Genomic DNA, 18,140 nt, shown 5'->3' on the forward strand with positions numbered 1-18,140 from the left:
TTCGCTGGGGGATTGTGCCACAAGCACGCACTCCTAAAAAGCAAATATAAGCGATTCGAACGGGGCGCCATGGCCTTGTGGTGTGTACGCAACAAGGCAAAAAACAGCTCGCAAACCCTTATGGGGACTGGATCGCCGGTTTTGCCCACCCTCGCAGGGAACGTGCCCGGGGTTGAGGATGCGTCGCTCGCCGATGCAAGGAGGAGGGGGCTTGCGGCATGGTAAAATGTTCTGTTATTCGCGCAACCGCAGCGCCTTGTAGTGATCACTACGGGGCCTCCCATCGTTCGCCCAATGGATCAATTCGCCAAAGAGACACTCCCGGTATCGCTCGAAGAAGAAATGCGCAGCTCGTACCTCGCTTACGCGATGAGCGTGATCGTGGGCCGCGCCCTTCCAGATGTTCGGGATGGTCTCAAGCCGGTGCATCGTCGTGCGTTGTACTCGATGCACGAGCTCAACAACGACTGGAACCGTCCCTATAAGAAATCCGCGCGTATCGTCGGCGATGTGATCGGTAAGTATCATCCGCACGGCGACACCGCTGTGTACGACACTATCGTGCGCATGGCGCAGGACTTCTCGCTGCGCTACATGCTGGTCGACGGTCAGGGCAACTTCGGTTCGGTCGATGGCGACAACGCCGCGGCGATGCGTTACACCGAAATCCGCCTGTCCAAGATCGCCCACGAACTGCTGGCAGACATCGACAAGGAAACCGTCAATTTCGAGCCGAACTACGACGGCTCTGAAACCGAGCCGTCCATTCTGCCGGCGCGCATTCCGAATCTGCTGATCAACGGCTCGTCCGGCATTGCCGTGGGGATGGCGACGAACATTCCGCCCCACAACCTCAATGAAGTCGTCGACGGATGCCTGCATCTGCTGCGCAATCCGGAAGCCACGGTCGATGAGCTGATCGAGCTGATTCCCGCGCCGGACTTCCCGACCGCCGGCATCATCTACGGCATCTCGGGCGTGCGCGAGGGCTACCGCACCGGCCGCGGCCGCGTGGTGATGCGGGCCAAGACGCACTTCGAGGACATCGACCGCGGCCAGCGCCAGGCGATCATCGTCGACGAACTGCCGTATCAAGTTAACAAGCGCACGCTGCTCGAACGCATTGCCGAACTGGTGACGGAAAAGCGCATCGAGGGCATCTCCGACATCCGCGACGAATCGGACAAGTCCGGCATGCGGGTCGTGATCGAACTGAAGCGCGGCGAGGTGCCCGAGGTTGTGCTCAACAACCTCTATAAGAATACGCAGCTGCAGGACACGTTCGGCATGAACATGGTGGCGCTGGTGGATGGCCAGCCTCGCCTGCTGAACCTGCGCCAGATGCTGGAGTGCTTCCTGCTGCACCGGCGCGAAGTGGTGACGCGTCGGACGGTCTTCGACCTGCGCAAGGCGCGCGAGCGTGGCCACATCCTCGAAGGCCTGGCCGTTGCGCTGGCCAACATCGACGAGTTCATCGCGATCATCAAGGCGGCGCCCACGCCGCCCGTGGCCAAGGCCGAGTTGATGAGCCGCAGCTGGGATTCCGGTCTCGTGCGCGACATGCTCTCGCGTGCGGAGAGTGAAACCGCAGGCGGGCGCGCCGCGTATCGCCCGGAAGGTTTGCTGCCGGCGTTCGGCATGCAGGGGGACGGCCTCTACAAGCTGTCTGACACCCAGGCGCAGGAAATCCTGCAGATGCGGCTGCAGCGCCTCACAGGCCTCGAACAGGACAAGATCGTCCAGGAATACCGCGAAGTGATGGCGCAGATCGCTGACCTGCTCGACATTCTGTCGCGGCCAGAGCGCATTACGGCCATCATCGCCGACGAACTCACGGCGATCCGCGCTGAATTCGGCGACGAGCGCCGCTCGCAGATTGAGCACAATGCGACCGAGTTGGACACCGAAGACCTCATTACGCCGCAGGATCTCGTGGTGACGCTGTCCCACAGCGGCTATATGAAGAGCCAGCCGATCTCCGAATACAGGGCGCAGAAGCGTGGCGGGCGCGGCAAGCAGGCCGCCGCAACGAAGGAAGATGACTGGATCGACACCCTCTTCGTCGCCAACACCCACGACTACATCTTGTGCTTCTCGAACCGCGGCCGCCTGTACTGGCTGAAGGTGTGGGAAGTGCCGCAGGGCAGTCGCAACTCGCGCGGCCGTCCGATCGTCAACATGTTCCCGCTCTCGCCCGGCGAAAAGATCAACGTGATCCTGCCGGTCAAGCAGTTTGACGAACAGCATTTCGTCTTCATGGCGACGTCCAAGGGCACGGTCAAGAAGACGGCGCTCACGGAGTTCTCGAATCCGCGCAAGGCGGGGATCATCGCGGTGGACCTGGACGAGGGCGACTTCCTGATCGGTGCGGATATCACCGACGGCAAGCACGATGTGATGCTGTTCTCGGACGCCGGCAAGGCGGTGCGTTTTGACGAGAACGACGTGCGACCGATGGGCCGCCAGGCGCGCGGCGTGCGCGGGATGAACCTGGAAGAGGGCCAGCAGGTGATCGCCATGCTGGTCGCCCCGGCCGAGACCGAAGGCGACGGTGCCCAGGCTCGCGCGGGTAGCGTGCTGACAGCCACCGAGAACGGCTACGGCAAGCGCACCCCGATCTCCGAATACACCCGCCACGGCCGCGGCACGAAGGGCATGATCGCCATCCAGACGTCCGAGCGTAACGGCAAGGTCGTTGCCGCTGCGCTGGTGGCGCCGGAAGACGAGATCATGCTGATCACGACGGGCGGCGTGCTGATCCGTACGCGCGTGGACGAGATCCGCGAAATGGGCCGCGCCACGCAGGGCGTGACGCTCATCTCGGTGGGTGAAGGCAACAAGTTGTCTGGTCTGCAGCGTGTGGTGGAATCCGATGCCGAAGACGGCGACGGCGCTGACGGCGGCGAGACCGCTCAGGGCGCCGATGCACAGCCGGATGACAGCGCAGAGTCATAATTCGAAACAACTTTTGCTTGCCGTCAGGCGCAGTTCTGTCATGATGCCGGACCTGTGCGAGGCAGAGGCCGGAACTTCTGTGTGATGCGGCCGGCCTAAACGCAACGCTTATCTCAAGGGAGCAACAATGCACAAGAGTCTCAAACATCTGATCGTGGTAGCCGGTTTTGCGCCGTTGTTCGCATTCGCGCAGAGCGCTGGTGGCGATGCCGACAAGACGGCAGCCATCAAGGAACTGCTGACGACCATGAACGTCGATGCGGCCATCAAGGGTCAGGGTGAGGCGCTCGAAAATGGCGCCAAGCAAGAAGCTCCGCTGGTGCTGGAGCAGGCGCTGGTCGAGAACAAGAGCCTGAACGACAAGCAAAAGCAGGCCGCTGTCGAAAAGCTCAAGAAGAATGGCGCCGTGCAGCGCATGACGGACAGCGCCGGCAAGGACTTTGAGACGGCAGCGTTCCAGAAGGACGCCCTGCAGGCTCACTATGACGCGCTGGGCAAGTATTACTCCACCCAGGAAATCAAGGACCTGACCGCCTTCCTGAAGACACCGAGCGGCCAGAAGTTCATGGCCAACCAAGGCAAGGCCATGCAGGAGGTGTGGGGCACCGTGATGCAGAAGTACGGTCCGCAAGTCGGCAAGAAGATGCGCGACATGGCTGACAAGGAAGTGACCGCCGCCTCGAAGTAATCGATCAAGCTGGGTGGGCGCCGGGGCCTCAATTCCCGTGGCGCCGCCAGTTGGTAGATAATGGCTGTTTGGGTTTGCGCCCAGACAGCCATTTTTCTTTTGCCCCTTCGCCCCATGAACCAAGCGGATCGAGCCCTCCAAGCCAGCCAGGCACGCGTGTACAACTTCTCCGCAGGCCCGGCGGTGCTGCCTGCCGAAGTACTCGAGCAGGCGAAGGAGGAGATGCTCTCGTGGCACGGCAGCGGCATGAGCGTGATGGAGATGAGCCATCGCGGCCGCGAGTTCGAAAGCATCCTGGCGCAGGCATTTGGCGACCTGCGCGAACTGCTGGCGGTGCCCGACAACTACGAGATCCTGTTCCTGCAGGGCGGGGCCATCGCCGAAAACGCCATCGTGCCGCTGAACCTGATGCGCCGGTTGTCGGCCGACGCACCGAAGGCGGACTACGTCGTCACGGGCACGTGGTCGGTCAAGTCGCAGCAGGAGGCCCGCAAGTACGGGGCGGTCAACATCGCGGCCACCAGCGAGGCCCAGCGCTTTCACAAGATTCCCGATGTGTCGACGTGGCAGTTGTCGAGCGACGCGGCCTATGTGCATCTGTGCACGAACGAGACGATTGTCGGTGTCGAATACCAGGAGACGCCGAACATTGGGCAGTCGCATGGGCGCGTCGTAGTCGCTGACGTGTCGAGCCACATCCTGTCGCGCCCCATCGACTGGAGCGGTTATCAAGTGCTGTACGGCGGTGCGCAGAAGAACATTGGTCCGGCGGGCCTGACGATCGCCATCGTTCGCAAGGATCTGCTGGGCCATGCCCATCCGCTGTGCCCGTCGGCATTCAACTGGCGCCTGGTGGCCGAGAACGGCTCGATGTACAACACGCCGCCCACCTACGCGATTTATATCGCCGGACTGGTGTTCCAGTGGATCAAGCGCCAGGGCGGCGTGGAAGCGCTCGAGACGCGCAACATCGTCAAGTCCAAGATGCTGTACGACTTCATCGACGCCAGCAGCTTCTATCGCAACGAGATCCATCCGTCGTGCCGCTCGCGCATGAACGTGCCGTTTTTCCTCAACGACGAATCGCGCAACGACGCCTTCCTCGCGCAGGCGCGCGAACGGGGGCTGGTGCAGCTCAAGGGCCACAAGTCCGTCGGCGGCATGCGGGCGAGCATCTACAACGCGATGCCGCTGGAAGGGGTGGAGGCACTGGTCGAGTTCATGCGCGACTTCGAGCGCGCATCGGCCTGACGAGAGGCGCCGAAGCCAGGACAGAACATCGCGCAAGCGCTCACCTTGTGCACCATTGGCGACCTCCGTTGCCGAACCCGATTCCGACAATGACCAGTCAGTCAGACGATACGAAGCAAAACAAGGACGCTGCATTGGCGGCGGAACTGGCGCCGTTGCGCATGCAAATCGACGCCATCGACAGTCAACTGCTCACGCTGCTCTCGGATCGCGCCAAGGTGGCGCAGGAAGTGGGCGAGGTGAAGAAACGCTATTCGTCGCCGGCGTTCCGGCCGGACCGCGAGCTGCAGGTCATCCGCAAGATGCAGTCGAGCAACCCGGGGCCGCTGCACGATGAGAGCATCGCCGCCATCTGGCGCGAGGTGATGTCTGCCTGCCGCGGGCTGGAGCAGGCGCTGCGCATCGGCTACCTCGGCCCCGCCGGCACATTCTCGGAGCAGGCGGTGATCGCGCATTTTGGCCACGAGATCCAGCCGATGCCGTGTCCGAGCATCGATGAGGTATTCCGCGCGGCCGAGTCCGGTACCGTCGATTGCGGCGTGGTGCCGGTCGAGAATTCGACCGAAGGCGTGGTGTCGCGCACGCTCGATCTGTTCCTGCAGACGTCGTTGAAGATCAGCGGCGAGATTGCGCTGCGGGTGCATCACAACCTGCTGCACAAGACCGGCGACATGTCGCAGGTGAAGGTCGTGCGGGCACACGCCCAGGCACTGGCGCAGTGCCAGCGCTGGCTGAATACGAATTACCCGAATCTGCCGCGCGAGGCGGTGTCGAGCAATGCCGAAGCGGCACGCATGGCGGGCGAGGACGATTCGGTGGCCGCGCTGGCGAGCGTGCAGGCCGCCAACCGCTATGGGCTTCACGTGGTGCGTGCGAACGTGGAGGACGATCCCCACAACCGCACGCGCTTTGTCGTCATCGGCAATTACGAGACGGAACCGAGTGGGCGCGACCAGACGTCGCTGATCCTGTCAGTGCCGAACGAGGCCGGCGCCGTGTACCGGCTGCTCGCTCCGTTGGCCGAGAACGGCGTGTCGATGTGCCGCTTTGAATCGCGCCCGGCGCGCAGCGGCGCATGGGAGTACTACTTCTACGTCGACGTGGAAGGCCATCAGCGTGATCCGCAAGTCGCGCGTGCGCTCGAGAAGCTGCGACACGATGCGGCCTATTTCAAGGTGCTGGGGTCCTACCCGTCGGCGCACTGAAATCTTCGGCTCACCTCGGTCGAAGCGCTGGGCCCCCCTGAGTCGGCATCGGGCGCCGGGCACATCGGGCTACAATGCCGCTTTGCTTTTTTCCGGCAGGGCGGTGTTGTGGCCTCTTCTTTTTCCAGTTCCCGTTTGGTGATTGCCGGCGTTGGCCTGATCGGTGGTTCGCTGGCGCTCGCGTTGCGCCGCGCGGGTGTCGTTGGACATGTCGTCGGTGTGGGCCGCTCGGCCGCGTCGCTGGAAACGGCGGTCCGGCTCGGCGTGATCGACGAGGCTTTGCCGATGGAGGAGGCGGTGCGCGAAGCCGACATGGTCGTGCTCTGTGCACCCGTGGCGCAGACGCTGCCGCTGCTGCTCGCCATGCAGCCGCACCTGGGGCCGGAGACCATCGTGACAGACGCCGGCAGCACCAAGTCCGACGTCATCATGGCGGCCAAGACGGCGCTCGGCGATCAGGTGAGCCAGTTCGTGCCCGCGCATCCCATCGCCGGCCGCGAGTTGAACGGTGTGGAAGCAGCGCTGGCCGATCTCTATGTCGGCAAGAAGACCGTGATCTGTCCGCTGCAGGAAAATCGCCGCGCCGATGTGGCGCGCGTGCAGGGCATGTGGGAAGCCGCGGGCGCCCATTGCCACATCATGTCGGCCGTGCAGCATGACGCGGTGTTCGCGTCGGTCAGCCATTTGCCGCACGTCCTCGCGTACGCGCTGGTCGCCCAGATCATCAATGCGGAGGACGCCGAGCTCAAGCTCGACTTTGCCGGCGGCGGCTTCCGCGACTTCACGCGCATTGCGGCATCGTCGCCCGAGATGTGGCGCGACATCTGCCTATCGAACCGCGAAGCGTTGTTGCGCGAACTGACGACCTACGAAGCCCTGATCGGCCGCCTGAAGGCCATGATTGCCGAACGCGATGGCGATGCGCTCGAGCGCGTGTTCCGCCGCGCAAGCCAAGCGCGTCTCGCATGGCCGCAACGCACGACAGCGATCAACCAACCCGAATAACGTTCTTGTTTTGAACTGACTGGATTCATGGAACATCTCGACGTCGGCCCGCTGAAGAGGGCGCGCGGCACCATCAAGTTGCCGGGTTCGAAGAGCATCTCCAACCGGGTGCTGCTGCTGGCCGCGCTTGCGCAGGGGGAGACCACCGTGCGCGAGCTGCTCGACTCCGATGACACGCGGGTCATGCTGGACGCGCTGGGCAAACTGGGCGTCTCGGTAGGTGCGCTCGGCAACAACGCCTATCGGGTGAGCGGCACGGGAGGGCGCTTCCCGAGCAAGGCTGCGGACCTGTTCATGGGCAACGCCGGCACGGCGATCCGGCCGCTGACCGCTGCGCTTGCCTTGCAGGGCGGCGAGTACACCCTGCATGGCGTGCCACGCATGCACGAGCGGCCGATCGGCGATCTCGTCGATGGCCTGCGCCAAGTGGGCGCGCGCATCGACTACACCGGCAACGAGGGTTATCCGCCGCTGGCCATTCATGCCGCGCCGGTCAGGATCGATGCGCCGATCCGCGTGCGCGGCGATGTGTCGAGCCAGTTCCTCACCGCGCTGCTGATGGCGCTGCCGTTGGTTCAGTCCAGCGGCACCGTGACCATCGAAGTCGTCGGCGAGCTGATCTCCAAGCCCTACATCGAGATCACGCTGAACCTCATGGCGCGCTTTGGTGTGCAGGTGGCGCGCGAAGGCTGGGCGTCGTTCACCGTGCCCACGGGCGTGGCCTACCAGGCGCCGGGCGAGATCTTCGTGGAGGGCGATGCCTCGTCGGCGTCGTATTTCCTGGCCGCCGGCGCGCTGGGTGGGGGGCCGGTGCGCGTAGAGGGTGTCGGGCTGTCGAGCATCCAGGGCGATGTCCGCTTTGCCGACGCGCTCAACCGCATGGGCGCCAACGTCATGGCCGGCGACAACTGGATCGAGGTGCGCGGCGTCGAGCGCGACGATGGCAAGCTCCACGCAGTGGAGCTGGACTGCAACCACATCCCCGACGCGGCCATGACGCTGGCTGTGGCGGCGCTCTTTGCCGACGGCACGACGACGCTGAGCAATATCGCGAGCTGGCGCGTGAAGGAAACCGACCGTCTGAGCGCCATGGCCACCGAACTGCGCAAGCTCGGCGCCACGGTCGAAGAGGGCGCAGACTACATCCGTGTGACGCCGCCGTCGCAATGGACCGAACCCGCCGACGGGATCGACACCTACGAAGACCATCGTATGGCGATGGCCTTCTCCCTGGCGGCGTTCGGCCCGGTGCCCGTGCGCATCAACGACCCCCGTTGCGTGGCCAAGACGTTCCCTGAATATTTCACCGCGTTCGGCGGCATTACCGCCTGAAACGCAATTAACTGCCTTCGCTCGATCATGTCCGACGCCACTGCTTCCACGCCGTACCCTGTCATTACCATCGACGGCCCGACTGCGTCCGGCAAGGGCACTGTCGCGCACCAAGTAGCGGACCTGCTTGGCTTTCACCTGCTCGACAGCGGCTCGTTGTACCGCCTGGTAGCGCTGTGCAGCATGCGCGAGAACGTCGACGAGCACGACGTCGAAAACCTCGTTCGCATCGCCAGCACGCTGGATGTGCGCTTCAAGGCAGACCACATCTGGCTTAAGGGCGAAGATGTGAGCCAGGCGCTGCGCCACGAGTCGGTCGGCAACCAGGCCTCGGCCATTGCCGTGCACGGAGCGGTGCGGAATGCCCTCCATGCTCGCCAGCGCGCCTTTCTGGAAGCGCCTGGCCTGGTGGCGGACGGGCGCGACATGGGCACCGTGGTTTTTCCCGAAGCGGTGCTCAAGGTGTTCCTCACGGCAAGCGTCCAGGCGCGCGCCGAGAGGCGCTATAAACAATTGATTGCAAAGGGATTTTCTGCTACAGTGGAAAGTCTTTCGCAGGACTTGGAGGCGCGCGATTTGCGGGATCGTACCCGCAGTGTCGCGCCGCTGCGTCCGGCGCAGGATGCACGGCTGCTTGATTCGTCCGACATGACGATCGATGAGGTGGTCGCGCAGGTACTGGACTGGTACCGGCAGGTGCAGGGCGCCAAGGCGCAATGACCTGCGGTTTGGTCCGATCGGTGCCGGTGATGGTGTTGCCATTGCCGGCGTTGTTCAACTCGTAACCCCGCATGCGTGTCTTCGCCACCGACGCGAAAGCAATGCGAGGCATGTTTTGCGGATGCCCATTTTTATGTCCCAAACTAACGAATCTTTTGCCGCCCTGTTCGAAGAGTCGATCGCCCGTTCCAATATGAAGGCGGGTGAGGTGATCTCTGCGGAAGTTGTGCGTATCGACCACAACTTCGTCGTTGTGAACGCGGGCCTGAAGTCCGAAGCCTTTGTCCCGGTCGAGGAATTCCTGAACGATCAGGGCGAGCTGGAAGTGCAAGTCGGCGACTACGTTTCGGTCGCGATCGATGCACTGGAAAACGGCTACGGCGACACGATCCTGTCGCGCGACAAGGCCAAGCGCCTGGCTTCGTGGCTGAACCTTGAGAAGGCACTGGAATCCGGCGAAATCATCTCCGGTACCGTGACCGGCAAGGTGAAGGGCGGCTTGACCGTCATGGTCAACGGTATTCGTGCATTCCTGCCGGGTTCGCTCGTCGACGTGCGTCCGATCAAGGACACCACGCCGTACGAAGGCAAGACCCTCGAATTCAAGGTCATCAAGCTGGACCGCAAGCGCAACAACGTTGTGCTGTCGCGCCGCGCCGTGGTGGAAGCCACGCTGGGCGAAGAGCGCCAGAAGCTGATGGAAACGCTCAAGGAAGGCGCCATCGTCAACGGTATCGTCAAGAACATCACCGACTACGGCGCGTTCGTGGATCTGGGTGGCATCGACGGTCTGCTGCACATCACCGACCTGGCATGGCGTCGTGTGCGTCACCCGAGCGAAGTGCTGTCGGTTGGCCAGGAAATCACCGCCAAGATCCTCAAGTTCGACCAAGAGAAGAACCGCGTCTCGCTGGGCGTCAAGCAACTTGGCGAAGATCCGTGGGTCGGCATCTCGCGCCGCTACCCGCAAGGCACCCGCCTGTTCGGCAAGGTGACCAACCTGACCGACTACGGCGCGTTCGTCGAGATCGAAGCCGGCATCGAAGGCCTGGTCCACGTGTCGGAAATGGACTGGACCAACAAGAATGTTGCTCCGTCCAAGGTTGTCCAGCTGGGCGACGAAGTGGAAGTCATGGTCCTGGACATCGACGAAGACAAGCGTCGTATCAGCCTGGGCATGAAGCAGTGCAAGGCCAACCCGTGGGACGATTTCGCTCGCAACCACAAGAAGGGCGACAAGCTGGCCGGCCAGATCAAGTCGATCACCGACTTCGGCGTGTTCATCGGCCTGCCGGGCGGCATCGACGGCCTGGTGCACCTGTCGGACCTGTCGTGGCAGGAATCGGGCGAAGAAGCCGTTCGCAAGTACAAGAAGGGCGACGAAGTGGAAGCCGTGGTGCTGGCCATCGACGTCGACAAGGAACGCATCTCGCTGGGTATCAAGCAACTGTCGGGTGACCCGTTCAACAACTTCATCTCGGCCAACGACAAGGGCGCCGTGGTGACCGGTACGATCAAGGCTGTGGATCCGAAGGGCGCCGTGGTGCAGCTGGCTGACGACGTAGAAGGCTACCTGCGTGCCTCGGAAATCTCGAGCGACCGCGTGGAAGACGCCCGCAACGTGCTGAAGGAAGGCGAGTCGGTGACGGCAATGATCGTCAACATCGATCGCAAGTCGCGCAACATCAACCTGTCGATCAAGGCCAAGGACAGCGCTGACCAGCAAGAAGCCATGCAGAAGTTCGCGGCTGACACCAGCACCGCTGGCACCACGAACCTCGGCGCGCTGCTGAAGGCCAAGCTGAACGAAACCAACCAGTAAGCATCCACCGGGTCGACCTACAAGGACGCGCGCAAGATGCCCATGACCAAGTCTGAACTCGTGGAAAAGCTGGCCGCCCGTTTTCCGCAGCTCCTGCTGCGGGATGCGGACATCGCGGTCAAGACGATCCTGGATGCGATGTCGGATGCGCTTGCAGACGGCCACCGCATCGAGATCCGCGGGTTTGGCAGTTTTGGTCTGAACCGTCGTCCGCCGCGTGTAGGCCGCAACCCCAAGTCCGGCGAGAAGGTCCTGGTGCCCGAAAAGCGGGTGCCTCACTTCAAGGCGGGCAAGGAGTTGCGCGAGCGGGTCGACCGCAGCCTGGAGCGACAAGGCGAATCCTCCTCGGAGGGCGAGCCAGCTCTGTCGCTCACGGCTGTCAAGGCCGCCCGACAGGCTGACAGCAATCGCCAGACGGCCGGTTTTTCGGCCGATGTGGCGGTGCCGCTGGCTATGTCGCGTTGAGTCTTGGTTGGAATTGTTGGCAGTTTCAGAGACGCCCCGCTTTGCCGGGGCGTTTTTGTTTTGCGATGTCATTGCGGCGGCGCACCCGCGTGGCTGGCCGCTATGTGAATCCGCTACAATGCGGCACAACCCGTCAGTCGCGCCCTATTGGCCGCCACACGCCGTCCGTTTTTCGAATCCGCATGAAATTTCTTGTCTGGGTCATCCGCATCCTGTTGTTTGTGCTGCTCTTCGTGCTGGCACTGCACAACACGGCGGAAGTCTCGCTGCTGCTGCCGTTTGGCGTGGTGTGGCATGCGCCGCTGATTCTGATTGTGCTGGCGTTTTTCGTGGCCGGTATCCTGCTGGCCATGCTCGCGATGGCGCCGCGTGTGATGCGACATCGTTTTGCTGCAAGCCGGCTGCGTCGGCAGATCGGCCGCATGAAATCCGAAGAGGGCGCGGCGGCTGGGCCGAATGCGCCCGTGGTTGCCGACTCTCCCTATCACGTTCCCGGCCCCAAGGTCTGACGCATGGATTTCGATCTCTGGTGGCTGCTCGCCATCCCGCTGGTGTTCGGCCTGGGTTGGGCGGCTGCTCGGCTCGACGCGCGCCAGTTGCGCACCGAGCAGTCATCGCTGCCGCGCTCGTACTTCAAGGGCCTGAATTTCCTCCTGAACGAACAACCCGACAAGGCCATCGACGCCTTCATCGAAGTTGCGCGTCTGGACCCGGAAACGACCGAGCTTCACTTCGCATTGGGCAGCCTGTTTCGCCGGCGCGGCGAGACCGAACGCGCGATCCGTGTGCACCAGAATCTCGTTAATCGTCCGGATCTGCCGGCCAACGAACGCGATCATGCGCTGTACGAGCTGGGCCAGGACTTCTTGCGCGCCGGCCTGCTGGATCGTGCCGAAGAATCCCTGCGCATGTTGATGGAAGGCGCGTTTGCCGAGCCGGCCAAGCGCGTGCTGCTGGAGTTGTACGAAGTCGAGAAGGAGTGGCGCAAGGCCATCGACGCGGCGCGCGAACTGCAGAAGCTGCAGGGCAAGGACTATTCCGTGCAGATCGCGCAGTTCTGCTGCGAGTTGGCGCAGGAAGCCCTGCAGCGCAAGGAAGTCCCGACCGCTGTCGAATGGCTCGAGCAGGCCCTCGCCGAAAACCCGAAGAATGTACGCGCGACCATCCAGTTGGGCGACGTGGCGCAGGGGCAGGGCGATATTGAAGGCGCGATCAAGCGCTGGCGCAGCATCGAGCAGCAGAATGTGGCGTTCCTGCCGCTGGTGTCCGAGCGTCTGATGAAGGCGTATACCCAGCTCGGCCGTGCCGCCGAGGGCTTGGCGTGGCTGCGCTCCAAGATGGACGCGCGTCTGGGCCCCGAATTGCTGGACACGGTCTACAAGTATGAGCTCGACGTGCACGGTATCGACGACGCCGTGGCGTTGATGCGCGACCAGATTCGCCGCCAGCCTTCGTTGATGGCGTTGACGCGCCTGGTGGAGGCCGAGGCGACGCGTGCGTCGGAGGCGGTGAGCCACGAGCCCGTGGCGACGGCCGAGGTGGCCGAGAGCGCGCTGGCAGATCCGGTCGAGTCGGGCGTCAACGCTGATATCCAGCGCGCGCAGGATCTTGGTGCCATCCGCGACCTGCTGCAAAGCCGGACGCGCAACCTGGCACGCTACACCTGCCAGGAATGCGGCTTCCGCGCCCGTCTGTTCTATTGGCAGTGTCCCGGCTGCAACCGCTGGGAAACATATGCCCCGCGCCGCACGGAAACGTTGGGCGGCAGTGGCGGGGCGAGCATGTAATTCAGTCTGGCGTGGCCTGTGTCAGGCCGCGCCGGCGTGTTTTCAATCCTTGAAGTGTTCGTATGAAAATCACCATCATCGGTAGTGGTTATGTCGGTCTGGTTACCGGCGCGTGTCTGGCCGAACTCGGCAACGATGTCTTCTGCCTCGACGTCGACCAGAAGAAGATCGACCTGCTCAACGCCGGCGGTGTACCCATCTACGAACCCGGCTTGAAGGAGCTGATCGAGCGCAATCGCGCCGCAGGCCGCATCCGGTTTTCGACGGACGTGGCCGCCAGCGTGGCGCACGGTGACGTGCAGTTCATCGCCGTGGGGACGCCGCCCGATGAAGACGGCTCGGCTGACCTGAAGTACGTGCTGGCTGCCGCGCGCAACATCGCCGAGCACATGGATGGCTTCAAGGTGATCGTGGACAAGTCCACCGTGCCGGTGGGTACGGGCGACAAGGTGCGCGCCGCGGTTGACGAAGTGCTGGCCAGGCGCGGCAAGTCCGACGTCGGCTTCTCGGTGGTGTCCAATCCCGAGTTCCTGAAGGAAGGTGCGGCGGTGGATGACTTCATGCGCCCGGACCGCATCGTGCTCGGCACCTACAGCGACGAAAACGGCCTGCGCGCCAAGGCCATGATGCGCACGCTGTACGCGCCGTTCAACCGCAACCACGAACGGACGTTCTACATGGACGTACGTTCGGCCGAGTTCACCAAGTACGCCGCCAACTCGATGCTGGCCACGCGCATTTCGTTCATGAACGAGATGGCCAACCTGGCCGACAAGGTGGGTGCCGACATCGAGCTCGTGCGCCTGGGCATCGGCTCCGACCCGCGTATCGGCTACAGCTTCCTCTACGCCGGCACCGGCTACGGCGGCTCGTGCTTCCCGAAGGATGTGCAGGCGCTCGTGCGCACCGCGCAGGAGTACGGCCAGAAGCTGCATGTGCTCGAGGCCGTCGAGGCCGTCAACGACAAGCAGAAGGAAGTGCTGGTCGGCAAGATTGAAGCGCGCATGGGCGCTGACCTGACCGGCCGCACGTTTGCCATCTGGGGCCTGGCCTTCAAGCCGAATACCGACGACATGCGCGAGGCGCCGAGCCGCATCCTGATCGCCGCGCTGCTGGCGCGTGGCGCACGCGTACAGGTGTATGACCCGGTTGCCATGGAAGAGGCCCGCCGCGCATTGGCGCTCGATCTTTCTGCGGAACAACTGGAACGCGTAACGTTCTGTGCCGGTCAGATGGACGCACTCAGGAACGCCGACGCCCTCGTCATCGTGACCGAGTGGAAGGCGTTCCGCAGCCCCGACTTCCAAGCCGTGAAGGCGCTGCTGAAAACGCCGATGGTCTTCGATGGCCGCAACCTGTTCGAGCCGCAAGCCATGCGTGAAGCGGGCTTCGAATACCAGGCCATCGGGCGCTCCACCCAATCGTAATTGCCGTGACCTCGGCTGCTGCCGCATCCTAGACCCATGACCACGCCCGTCTCCGAACAGATCCGCGCCGCCCGCATCCTCGTGGTGGGCGACATGATGCTCGACCGCTACTGGTTTGGCGATGTCGACAGGATTTCGCCGGAAGCGCCCGTGCCGGTGGTGCAGATCAAACGCCAGGACGAGCGCCTGGGCGGTGCAGCCAACGTGGCGCGGAACGTGGCGGCGCTTGGCGCACAGGCGGCCATGCTTGGCGTGATCGGCGACGACGAGCCGGGCCGCAGCATTGAAGCGCTGCTGAACGAGAGCCACGTCGCGGGCCATCTGCACCGCGATCCGGCGGTCAACACGACCATCAAGCTGCGCGTACTGGCGCGCCAGCAGCAGTTGATCCGCGTTGACTTCGAAAACCCGCCCACGCACGAAGTGCTGATGTCGGTGCTGGATCGTTTTGGTGCGCTGGTGCCGCAGCATGACGTTGTGGTGCTCTCCGATTACGGCAAGGGCGGGCTGACGCACGTGGGCAAGATGATCGATGTCGCACGCCATGCTGGCCGTCGCGTGCTGGTCGACCCGAAGGGCGATGACTATTCGCGCTACAAGGGCGCCACCATGATCACGCCCAACCGTGCGGAGATGCGCCAGGTGGTCGGTTCGTGGAAATCGGAGCAGGACCTGACCATCCGCGCGCAGAACCTGCGCCGTGACCTGCAGCTCGAGGCGCTGTTGCTCACTCGGTCGGAAGAAGGCATGACGCTCTACACCGAGCACGAAGTGCTGCACGTATCGGCTCAGGCGCGCGAGGTGTTCGACGTCTCGGGTGCCGGCGATACCGTGATCGCCACGCTGGCCACGCTGCTGGGCGCCGGCGCGAACATCAAGGAAGCCGTGCAGTACGCCAACCGTGCGGGCGGCATCGTTGTCGGCAAGCTCGGTACGGCAGTTGTCACCCACGCAGAACTTTTCTCCCACGCATCATGACCATCATCGTCACCGGCGCGGCCGGCTTCATCGGCGCCAACATCGTCAAGGGCCTGAACGAGCGCGGCGAGACCGACATCATTGCCGTCGACAACCTCACGCGCGCCGACAAGTTCAAGAACATCGTCGACTGCCAGATCAGCGATTACCTCGACAAGACCGAGTTTGTCGAACGCTTTGCGCGCGGCGATTTTGGCAAGGTCCGCGCGATCTTCCATGAGGGCGCCTGCTCCGACACCATGGAGACCGACGGACGCTACATGATGGACAACAACTACCGCTACTCGCTGGGGGTGATGCGCGCGTGCCTGGATCAGGGCGTGCAGTTCCTCTACGCGTCGTCTGCGGCGACGTATGGCGCGTCGGAAACGTTCCGCGAAGAGCCCGAGTTCGAGCGGCCGCTCAACGTGTACGGTTATTCCAAGCTGCTGTTCGACCAGGTCGTGCGCCGTATCATGCCGACCGCGCTGTCGCAGATTGCCGGCTTCCGCTACTTCAACGTCTACGGCCCGCGCGAGCAGCATAAGGGACGCATGGCATCCGTGGCGTTCCACAACTTCAACCAGTTCCGCGAAGAAGGCACCGTCAAGCTGTTCGGCGAGTACAACGGCTACCCGCAAGGCGGCCAGATGCGTGATTTCGTGTCGGTGGAAGACGTGGTGAAGGTCAACCTGTTCTTCTTCGACCATCCGGACAAATCGGGCATCTTCAACCTCGGGACGGGTCGTGCCCAGCCCTTCAACGACATCGCTACGACGGTCGTCAACACGCTGCGTGAGGCCGACGGCAAGCCGGCGCTCTCCACCGAAGAACTCGCGCAGGAAGGCTTGATCGAGTATGTGAAGTTCCCGGATGCGCTGCGTGGCAAGTACCAGTGCTTCACGCAGGCTGACCAGTCGCGCTTGCGTGCGGCCGGTTACACGGCGCCGTTCCTGACGGTGCAGGAAGGCGTATCGCGCTACTGCCAATGGCTGCTGAAGCAACCAGTCTGAGGCCACCCAATCAGACAACGCGTGATTTTTTGTCAGCGCGCTTGGCATCCTCGTGATGCTCTTTAAGATGTGCCGAAACCGCCATGCCACGTGGCGGTTTTCTTTTTTCCTCTCACCATAGGAGAAGCACATGTTGAAGAAGCTGTTGGCCGTTGCCTTGATGTCGCTGTCGATGCTGTCCGCATCATGGGCGGCCGTGGATGTGAATACGGCGGATCATGCCGCCCTCGAGACGCTGTCGGGCATTGGCCCCAAGCGTTCCAAGGCCATCATCGACGAGCGCACGAAGAACGGTCCGTACAAGGACGCCAATGACTTCAGGTCGCGCGTCTCCGGCGTCGGCGACAAGACGCTCGCCAAGCTGCAAAACGAAGGGTTGACGTTCGGCACAGCAGCGCCTGCCCGCCCCGGTGCCAAGAAGGACGGCAAGGACGCCAAGAAGAAGTAAGCCTTCCCGCGCTCACGCCGACAACGCCTCGCCCGTGCGGGGCGTTTTGCCATGTGCTGCAAAGGGTTGTCAGCCCACTTCCGGTGCTGGATTACAATGAGCCGATTCCGGTCTCGCACGCATCATGGCTTATCTCACCATTGAAGACACCATCGGCAATACGCCGTTGGTCCAGCTCCAGCGCATTCCCGGCGAAGGCAACGCCCGCCGCGGCAACGTCATCCTTGGCAAGCTCGAAGGCAACAATCCGGCAGGCTCGGTCAAGGATCGGCCCGCGCTGTCCATGATCAAGCGCGCAGAGGCGCGCGGCCGCATCAAACCGGGAGATACGCTGATCGAAGCCACGTCTGGCAACACCGGTATTGCGCTCGCCATGGCGGCGGCCATCCGCGGTTACAAGATGGTGCTGATCATGCCCGAAGACCTGTCAGTTGAGCGCCGCCAGAGCATGGCAGCCTACGGTGCGGAAATCATCCTGACCCCCGTCAAGGGTGGCATGGAGTATGCGCGCGACTTGGCCGACGCGATGGAGAAGGAAGGCAAGGGCGTCATCCTCGACCAGTTTGCCAACCCCGACAATCCGCTGGCGCACTACGAAACCACCGGTCCCGAGCTGTGGCAGCAGACCGAAGGCCGCATCACGCATTTTGTCTCGGCGATGGGTACGACGGGCACGATCACGGGGGTGTCGCGCTTTCTGAAGGAAAAGAACCCCGCCATCCAGATCATCGGGGCGCAGCCTGAAGAAGGCTCGCGCATTCCTGGCATCCGCAAGTGGCCCGAGGCGTACATGCCGAAGATCTACGATCCGAAGTACATCGATCGTACCGAGCCGGTCAGTCAATCCGATGCCGAGCACATGGCGCGTCGGATGGCCCGCGAAGAGGGCATCTTCTGCGGTATCTCGGCGGCGGGCGCGTTGTGCGTGGCGCTGCGGGTGGCCGAAGCAGTCGAGAACGCGACGATCGTGTTCGTTGTGTGCGACCGCGGCGACCGCTATCTGTCGACAGGCGTGTTTCCTGCCTGACCACGCAGGGTGTGGCCACACAAAAAATGCGCAGCTTC

16 protein-coding genes are annotated in these 18,140 nt (G+C 63.2%); all 16 read left to right on the top strand.

The genetic code is table 11. From position 1 onward, the window contains the following. Positions 1-294: 294 nt before the first annotated feature. The 16 genes from gyrA (at position 295) to cysM (ending at position 18,102) form a co-directional block, all read left to right on the top strand. Positions 295-2,955 carry a DNA gyrase subunit A gene (gene gyrA / locus KHN96_RS06800; protein ID WP_045786330.1) on the top strand — a complete coding sequence of 887 codons (2,661 nt, stop codon included), beginning with the start codon at positions 295-297 and terminating at the stop codon, positions 2,953-2,955. A gap of 127 nt (positions 2,956-3,082) precedes the next feature. Next, positions 3,083-3,643, top strand: coding sequence for a DUF2059 domain-containing protein (locus tag KHN96_RS06805; RefSeq protein ID WP_045786331.1), 561 nt, complete (start codon positions 3,083-3,085; stop codon positions 3,641-3,643). A 114-nt stretch (positions 3,644-3,757) separates the two neighbouring features. After that, positions 3,758-4,894: a 3-phosphoserine/phosphohydroxythreonine transaminase gene (gene serC / locus KHN96_RS06810; RefSeq protein WP_062739393.1), complete on the top strand. Its 1,137-nt coding sequence runs from the start codon at positions 3,758-3,760 to the stop codon at positions 4,892-4,894. Positions 4,895-4,983: 89 nt separating this feature from the next. Next, on the top strand, positions 4,984-6,099 hold the full coding sequence (gene pheA, locus KHN96_RS06815) for a prephenate dehydratase (RefSeq protein WP_045786333.1): 1,116 nt from the start codon (positions 4,984-4,986) through the stop codon (positions 6,097-6,099). A 108-nt stretch (positions 6,100-6,207) separates the two neighbouring features. Continuing rightward, on the top strand, positions 6,208-7,104 hold the full coding sequence (locus tag KHN96_RS06820; protein ID WP_045786334.1) for a prephenate dehydrogenase: 897 nt from the start codon (positions 6,208-6,210) through the stop codon (positions 7,102-7,104). Between the two features lie 27 nt (positions 7,105-7,131). Next, positions 7,132-8,436 carry a 3-phosphoshikimate 1-carboxyvinyltransferase gene (gene aroA, locus KHN96_RS06825; RefSeq protein WP_062739392.1) on the top strand — a complete coding sequence of 435 codons (1,305 nt, stop codon included), beginning with the start codon at positions 7,132-7,134 and terminating at the stop codon, positions 8,434-8,436. 27 nt (positions 8,437-8,463) lie between these two features. Next, the gene (gene cmk / locus KHN96_RS06830) at positions 8,464-9,156 is read left to right on the top strand and encodes a (d)CMP kinase (RefSeq protein WP_045786336.1); all 693 of its coding nucleotides are present in this window, start codon (positions 8,464-8,466) and stop codon (positions 9,154-9,156) included. 133 nt (positions 9,157-9,289) lie between these two features. Further along, on the top strand, positions 9,290-10,978 hold the full coding sequence (gene rpsA / locus KHN96_RS06835) for a 30S ribosomal protein S1 (RefSeq protein ID WP_045786337.1): 1,689 nt from the start codon (positions 9,290-9,292) through the stop codon (positions 10,976-10,978). Positions 10,979-11,014: 36 nt separating this feature from the next. Then, on the top strand, positions 11,015-11,443 hold the full coding sequence (locus KHN96_RS06840; RefSeq protein ID WP_045786338.1) for an integration host factor subunit beta: 429 nt from the start codon (positions 11,015-11,017) through the stop codon (positions 11,441-11,443). A 182-nt stretch (positions 11,444-11,625) separates the two neighbouring features. Then, the gene (locus KHN96_RS06845; RefSeq protein WP_045786339.1) at positions 11,626-11,952 is read left to right on the top strand and encodes a LapA family protein; all 327 of its coding nucleotides are present in this window, start codon (positions 11,626-11,628) and stop codon (positions 11,950-11,952) included. 3 nt (positions 11,953-11,955) lie between these two features. After that, positions 11,956-13,230 (top strand): lipopolysaccharide assembly protein LapB, encoded by a 1,275-nt coding sequence (lapB, locus tag KHN96_RS06850; RefSeq protein WP_062739391.1) that lies wholly within the window; start codon positions 11,956-11,958, stop codon positions 13,228-13,230. Positions 13,231-13,292: 62 nt separating this feature from the next. Beyond that, positions 13,293-14,657, top strand: a complete 1,365-nt coding sequence (locus tag KHN96_RS06855; protein ID WP_045786341.1) for a UDP-glucose dehydrogenase family protein — start codon at positions 13,293-13,295, stop codon at positions 14,655-14,657. A gap of 36 nt (positions 14,658-14,693) precedes the next feature. Further along, positions 14,694-15,635 (top strand): D-glycero-beta-D-manno-heptose-7-phosphate kinase, encoded by a 942-nt coding sequence (rfaE1, locus tag KHN96_RS06860; protein WP_062739390.1) that lies wholly within the window; start codon positions 14,694-14,696, stop codon positions 15,633-15,635. Beyond that, the gene (gene rfaD / locus KHN96_RS06865; protein ID WP_045786342.1) at positions 15,632-16,627 is read left to right on the top strand and encodes an ADP-glyceromanno-heptose 6-epimerase; all 996 of its coding nucleotides are present in this window, start codon (positions 15,632-15,634) and stop codon (positions 16,625-16,627) included. Before rfaE1 ends, rfaD begins: the two co-directional genes overlap by 4 nt. A 130-nt stretch (positions 16,628-16,757) precedes the next feature. Then, positions 16,758-17,075: a ComEA family DNA-binding protein gene (locus KHN96_RS06870; protein ID WP_045786343.1), complete on the top strand. Its 318-nt coding sequence runs from the start codon at positions 16,758-16,760 to the stop codon at positions 17,073-17,075. 124 nt (positions 17,076-17,199) lie between these two features. Then, positions 17,200-18,102, top strand: a complete 903-nt coding sequence (gene cysM / locus KHN96_RS06875; protein WP_045786344.1) for a cysteine synthase CysM — start codon at positions 17,200-17,202, stop codon at positions 18,100-18,102. Positions 18,103-18,140 lie beyond the last annotated feature (38 nt).

The organism is Ralstonia mannitolilytica (assembly GCF_905397375.1).
In the GTDB taxonomy this organism is placed as follows: domain Bacteria; phylum Pseudomonadota; class Gammaproteobacteria; order Burkholderiales; family Burkholderiaceae; genus Ralstonia; species Ralstonia mannitolilytica.

Coding starts and splice junctions, on each gene's coding strand:
- aroA (WP_062739392.1), top strand. CDS start 7,132: ATGGAACATCTCGACGTCGGCCCGCTGAAGAGGGCGCGCGGCACCATC.
- KHN96_RS06855 (WP_045786341.1), top strand. CDS start 13,293: ATGAAAATCACCATCATCGGTAGTGGTTATGTCGGTCTGGTTACCGGC.
- serC (WP_062739393.1), top strand. CDS start 3,758: ATGAACCAAGCGGATCGAGCCCTCCAAGCCAGCCAGGCACGCGTGTAC.
- rfaD (WP_045786342.1), top strand. CDS start 15,632: ATGACCATCATCGTCACCGGCGCGGCCGGCTTCATCGGCGCCAACATC.
- gyrA (WP_045786330.1), top strand. CDS start 295: ATGGATCAATTCGCCAAAGAGACACTCCCGGTATCGCTCGAAGAAGAA.
- pheA (WP_045786333.1), top strand. CDS start 4,984: ATGACCAGTCAGTCAGACGATACGAAGCAAAACAAGGACGCTGCATTG.
- cysM (WP_045786344.1), top strand. CDS start 17,200: ATGGCTTATCTCACCATTGAAGACACCATCGGCAATACGCCGTTGGTC.
- lapB (WP_062739391.1), top strand. CDS start 11,956: ATGGATTTCGATCTCTGGTGGCTGCTCGCCATCCCGCTGGTGTTCGGC.
- KHN96_RS06845 (WP_045786339.1), top strand. CDS start 11,626: ATGAAATTTCTTGTCTGGGTCATCCGCATCCTGTTGTTTGTGCTGCTC.
- KHN96_RS06870 (WP_045786343.1), top strand. CDS start 16,758: ATGTTGAAGAAGCTGTTGGCCGTTGCCTTGATGTCGCTGTCGATGCTG.
- KHN96_RS06840 (WP_045786338.1), top strand. CDS start 11,015: ATGCCCATGACCAAGTCTGAACTCGTGGAAAAGCTGGCCGCCCGTTTT.
- KHN96_RS06805 (WP_045786331.1), top strand. CDS start 3,083: ATGCACAAGAGTCTCAAACATCTGATCGTGGTAGCCGGTTTTGCGCCG.
- rpsA (WP_045786337.1), top strand. CDS start 9,290: ATGTCCCAAACTAACGAATCTTTTGCCGCCCTGTTCGAAGAGTCGATC.
- rfaE1 (WP_062739390.1), top strand. CDS start 14,694: ATGACCACGCCCGTCTCCGAACAGATCCGCGCCGCCCGCATCCTCGTG.
- cmk (WP_045786336.1), top strand. CDS start 8,464: ATGTCCGACGCCACTGCTTCCACGCCGTACCCTGTCATTACCATCGAC.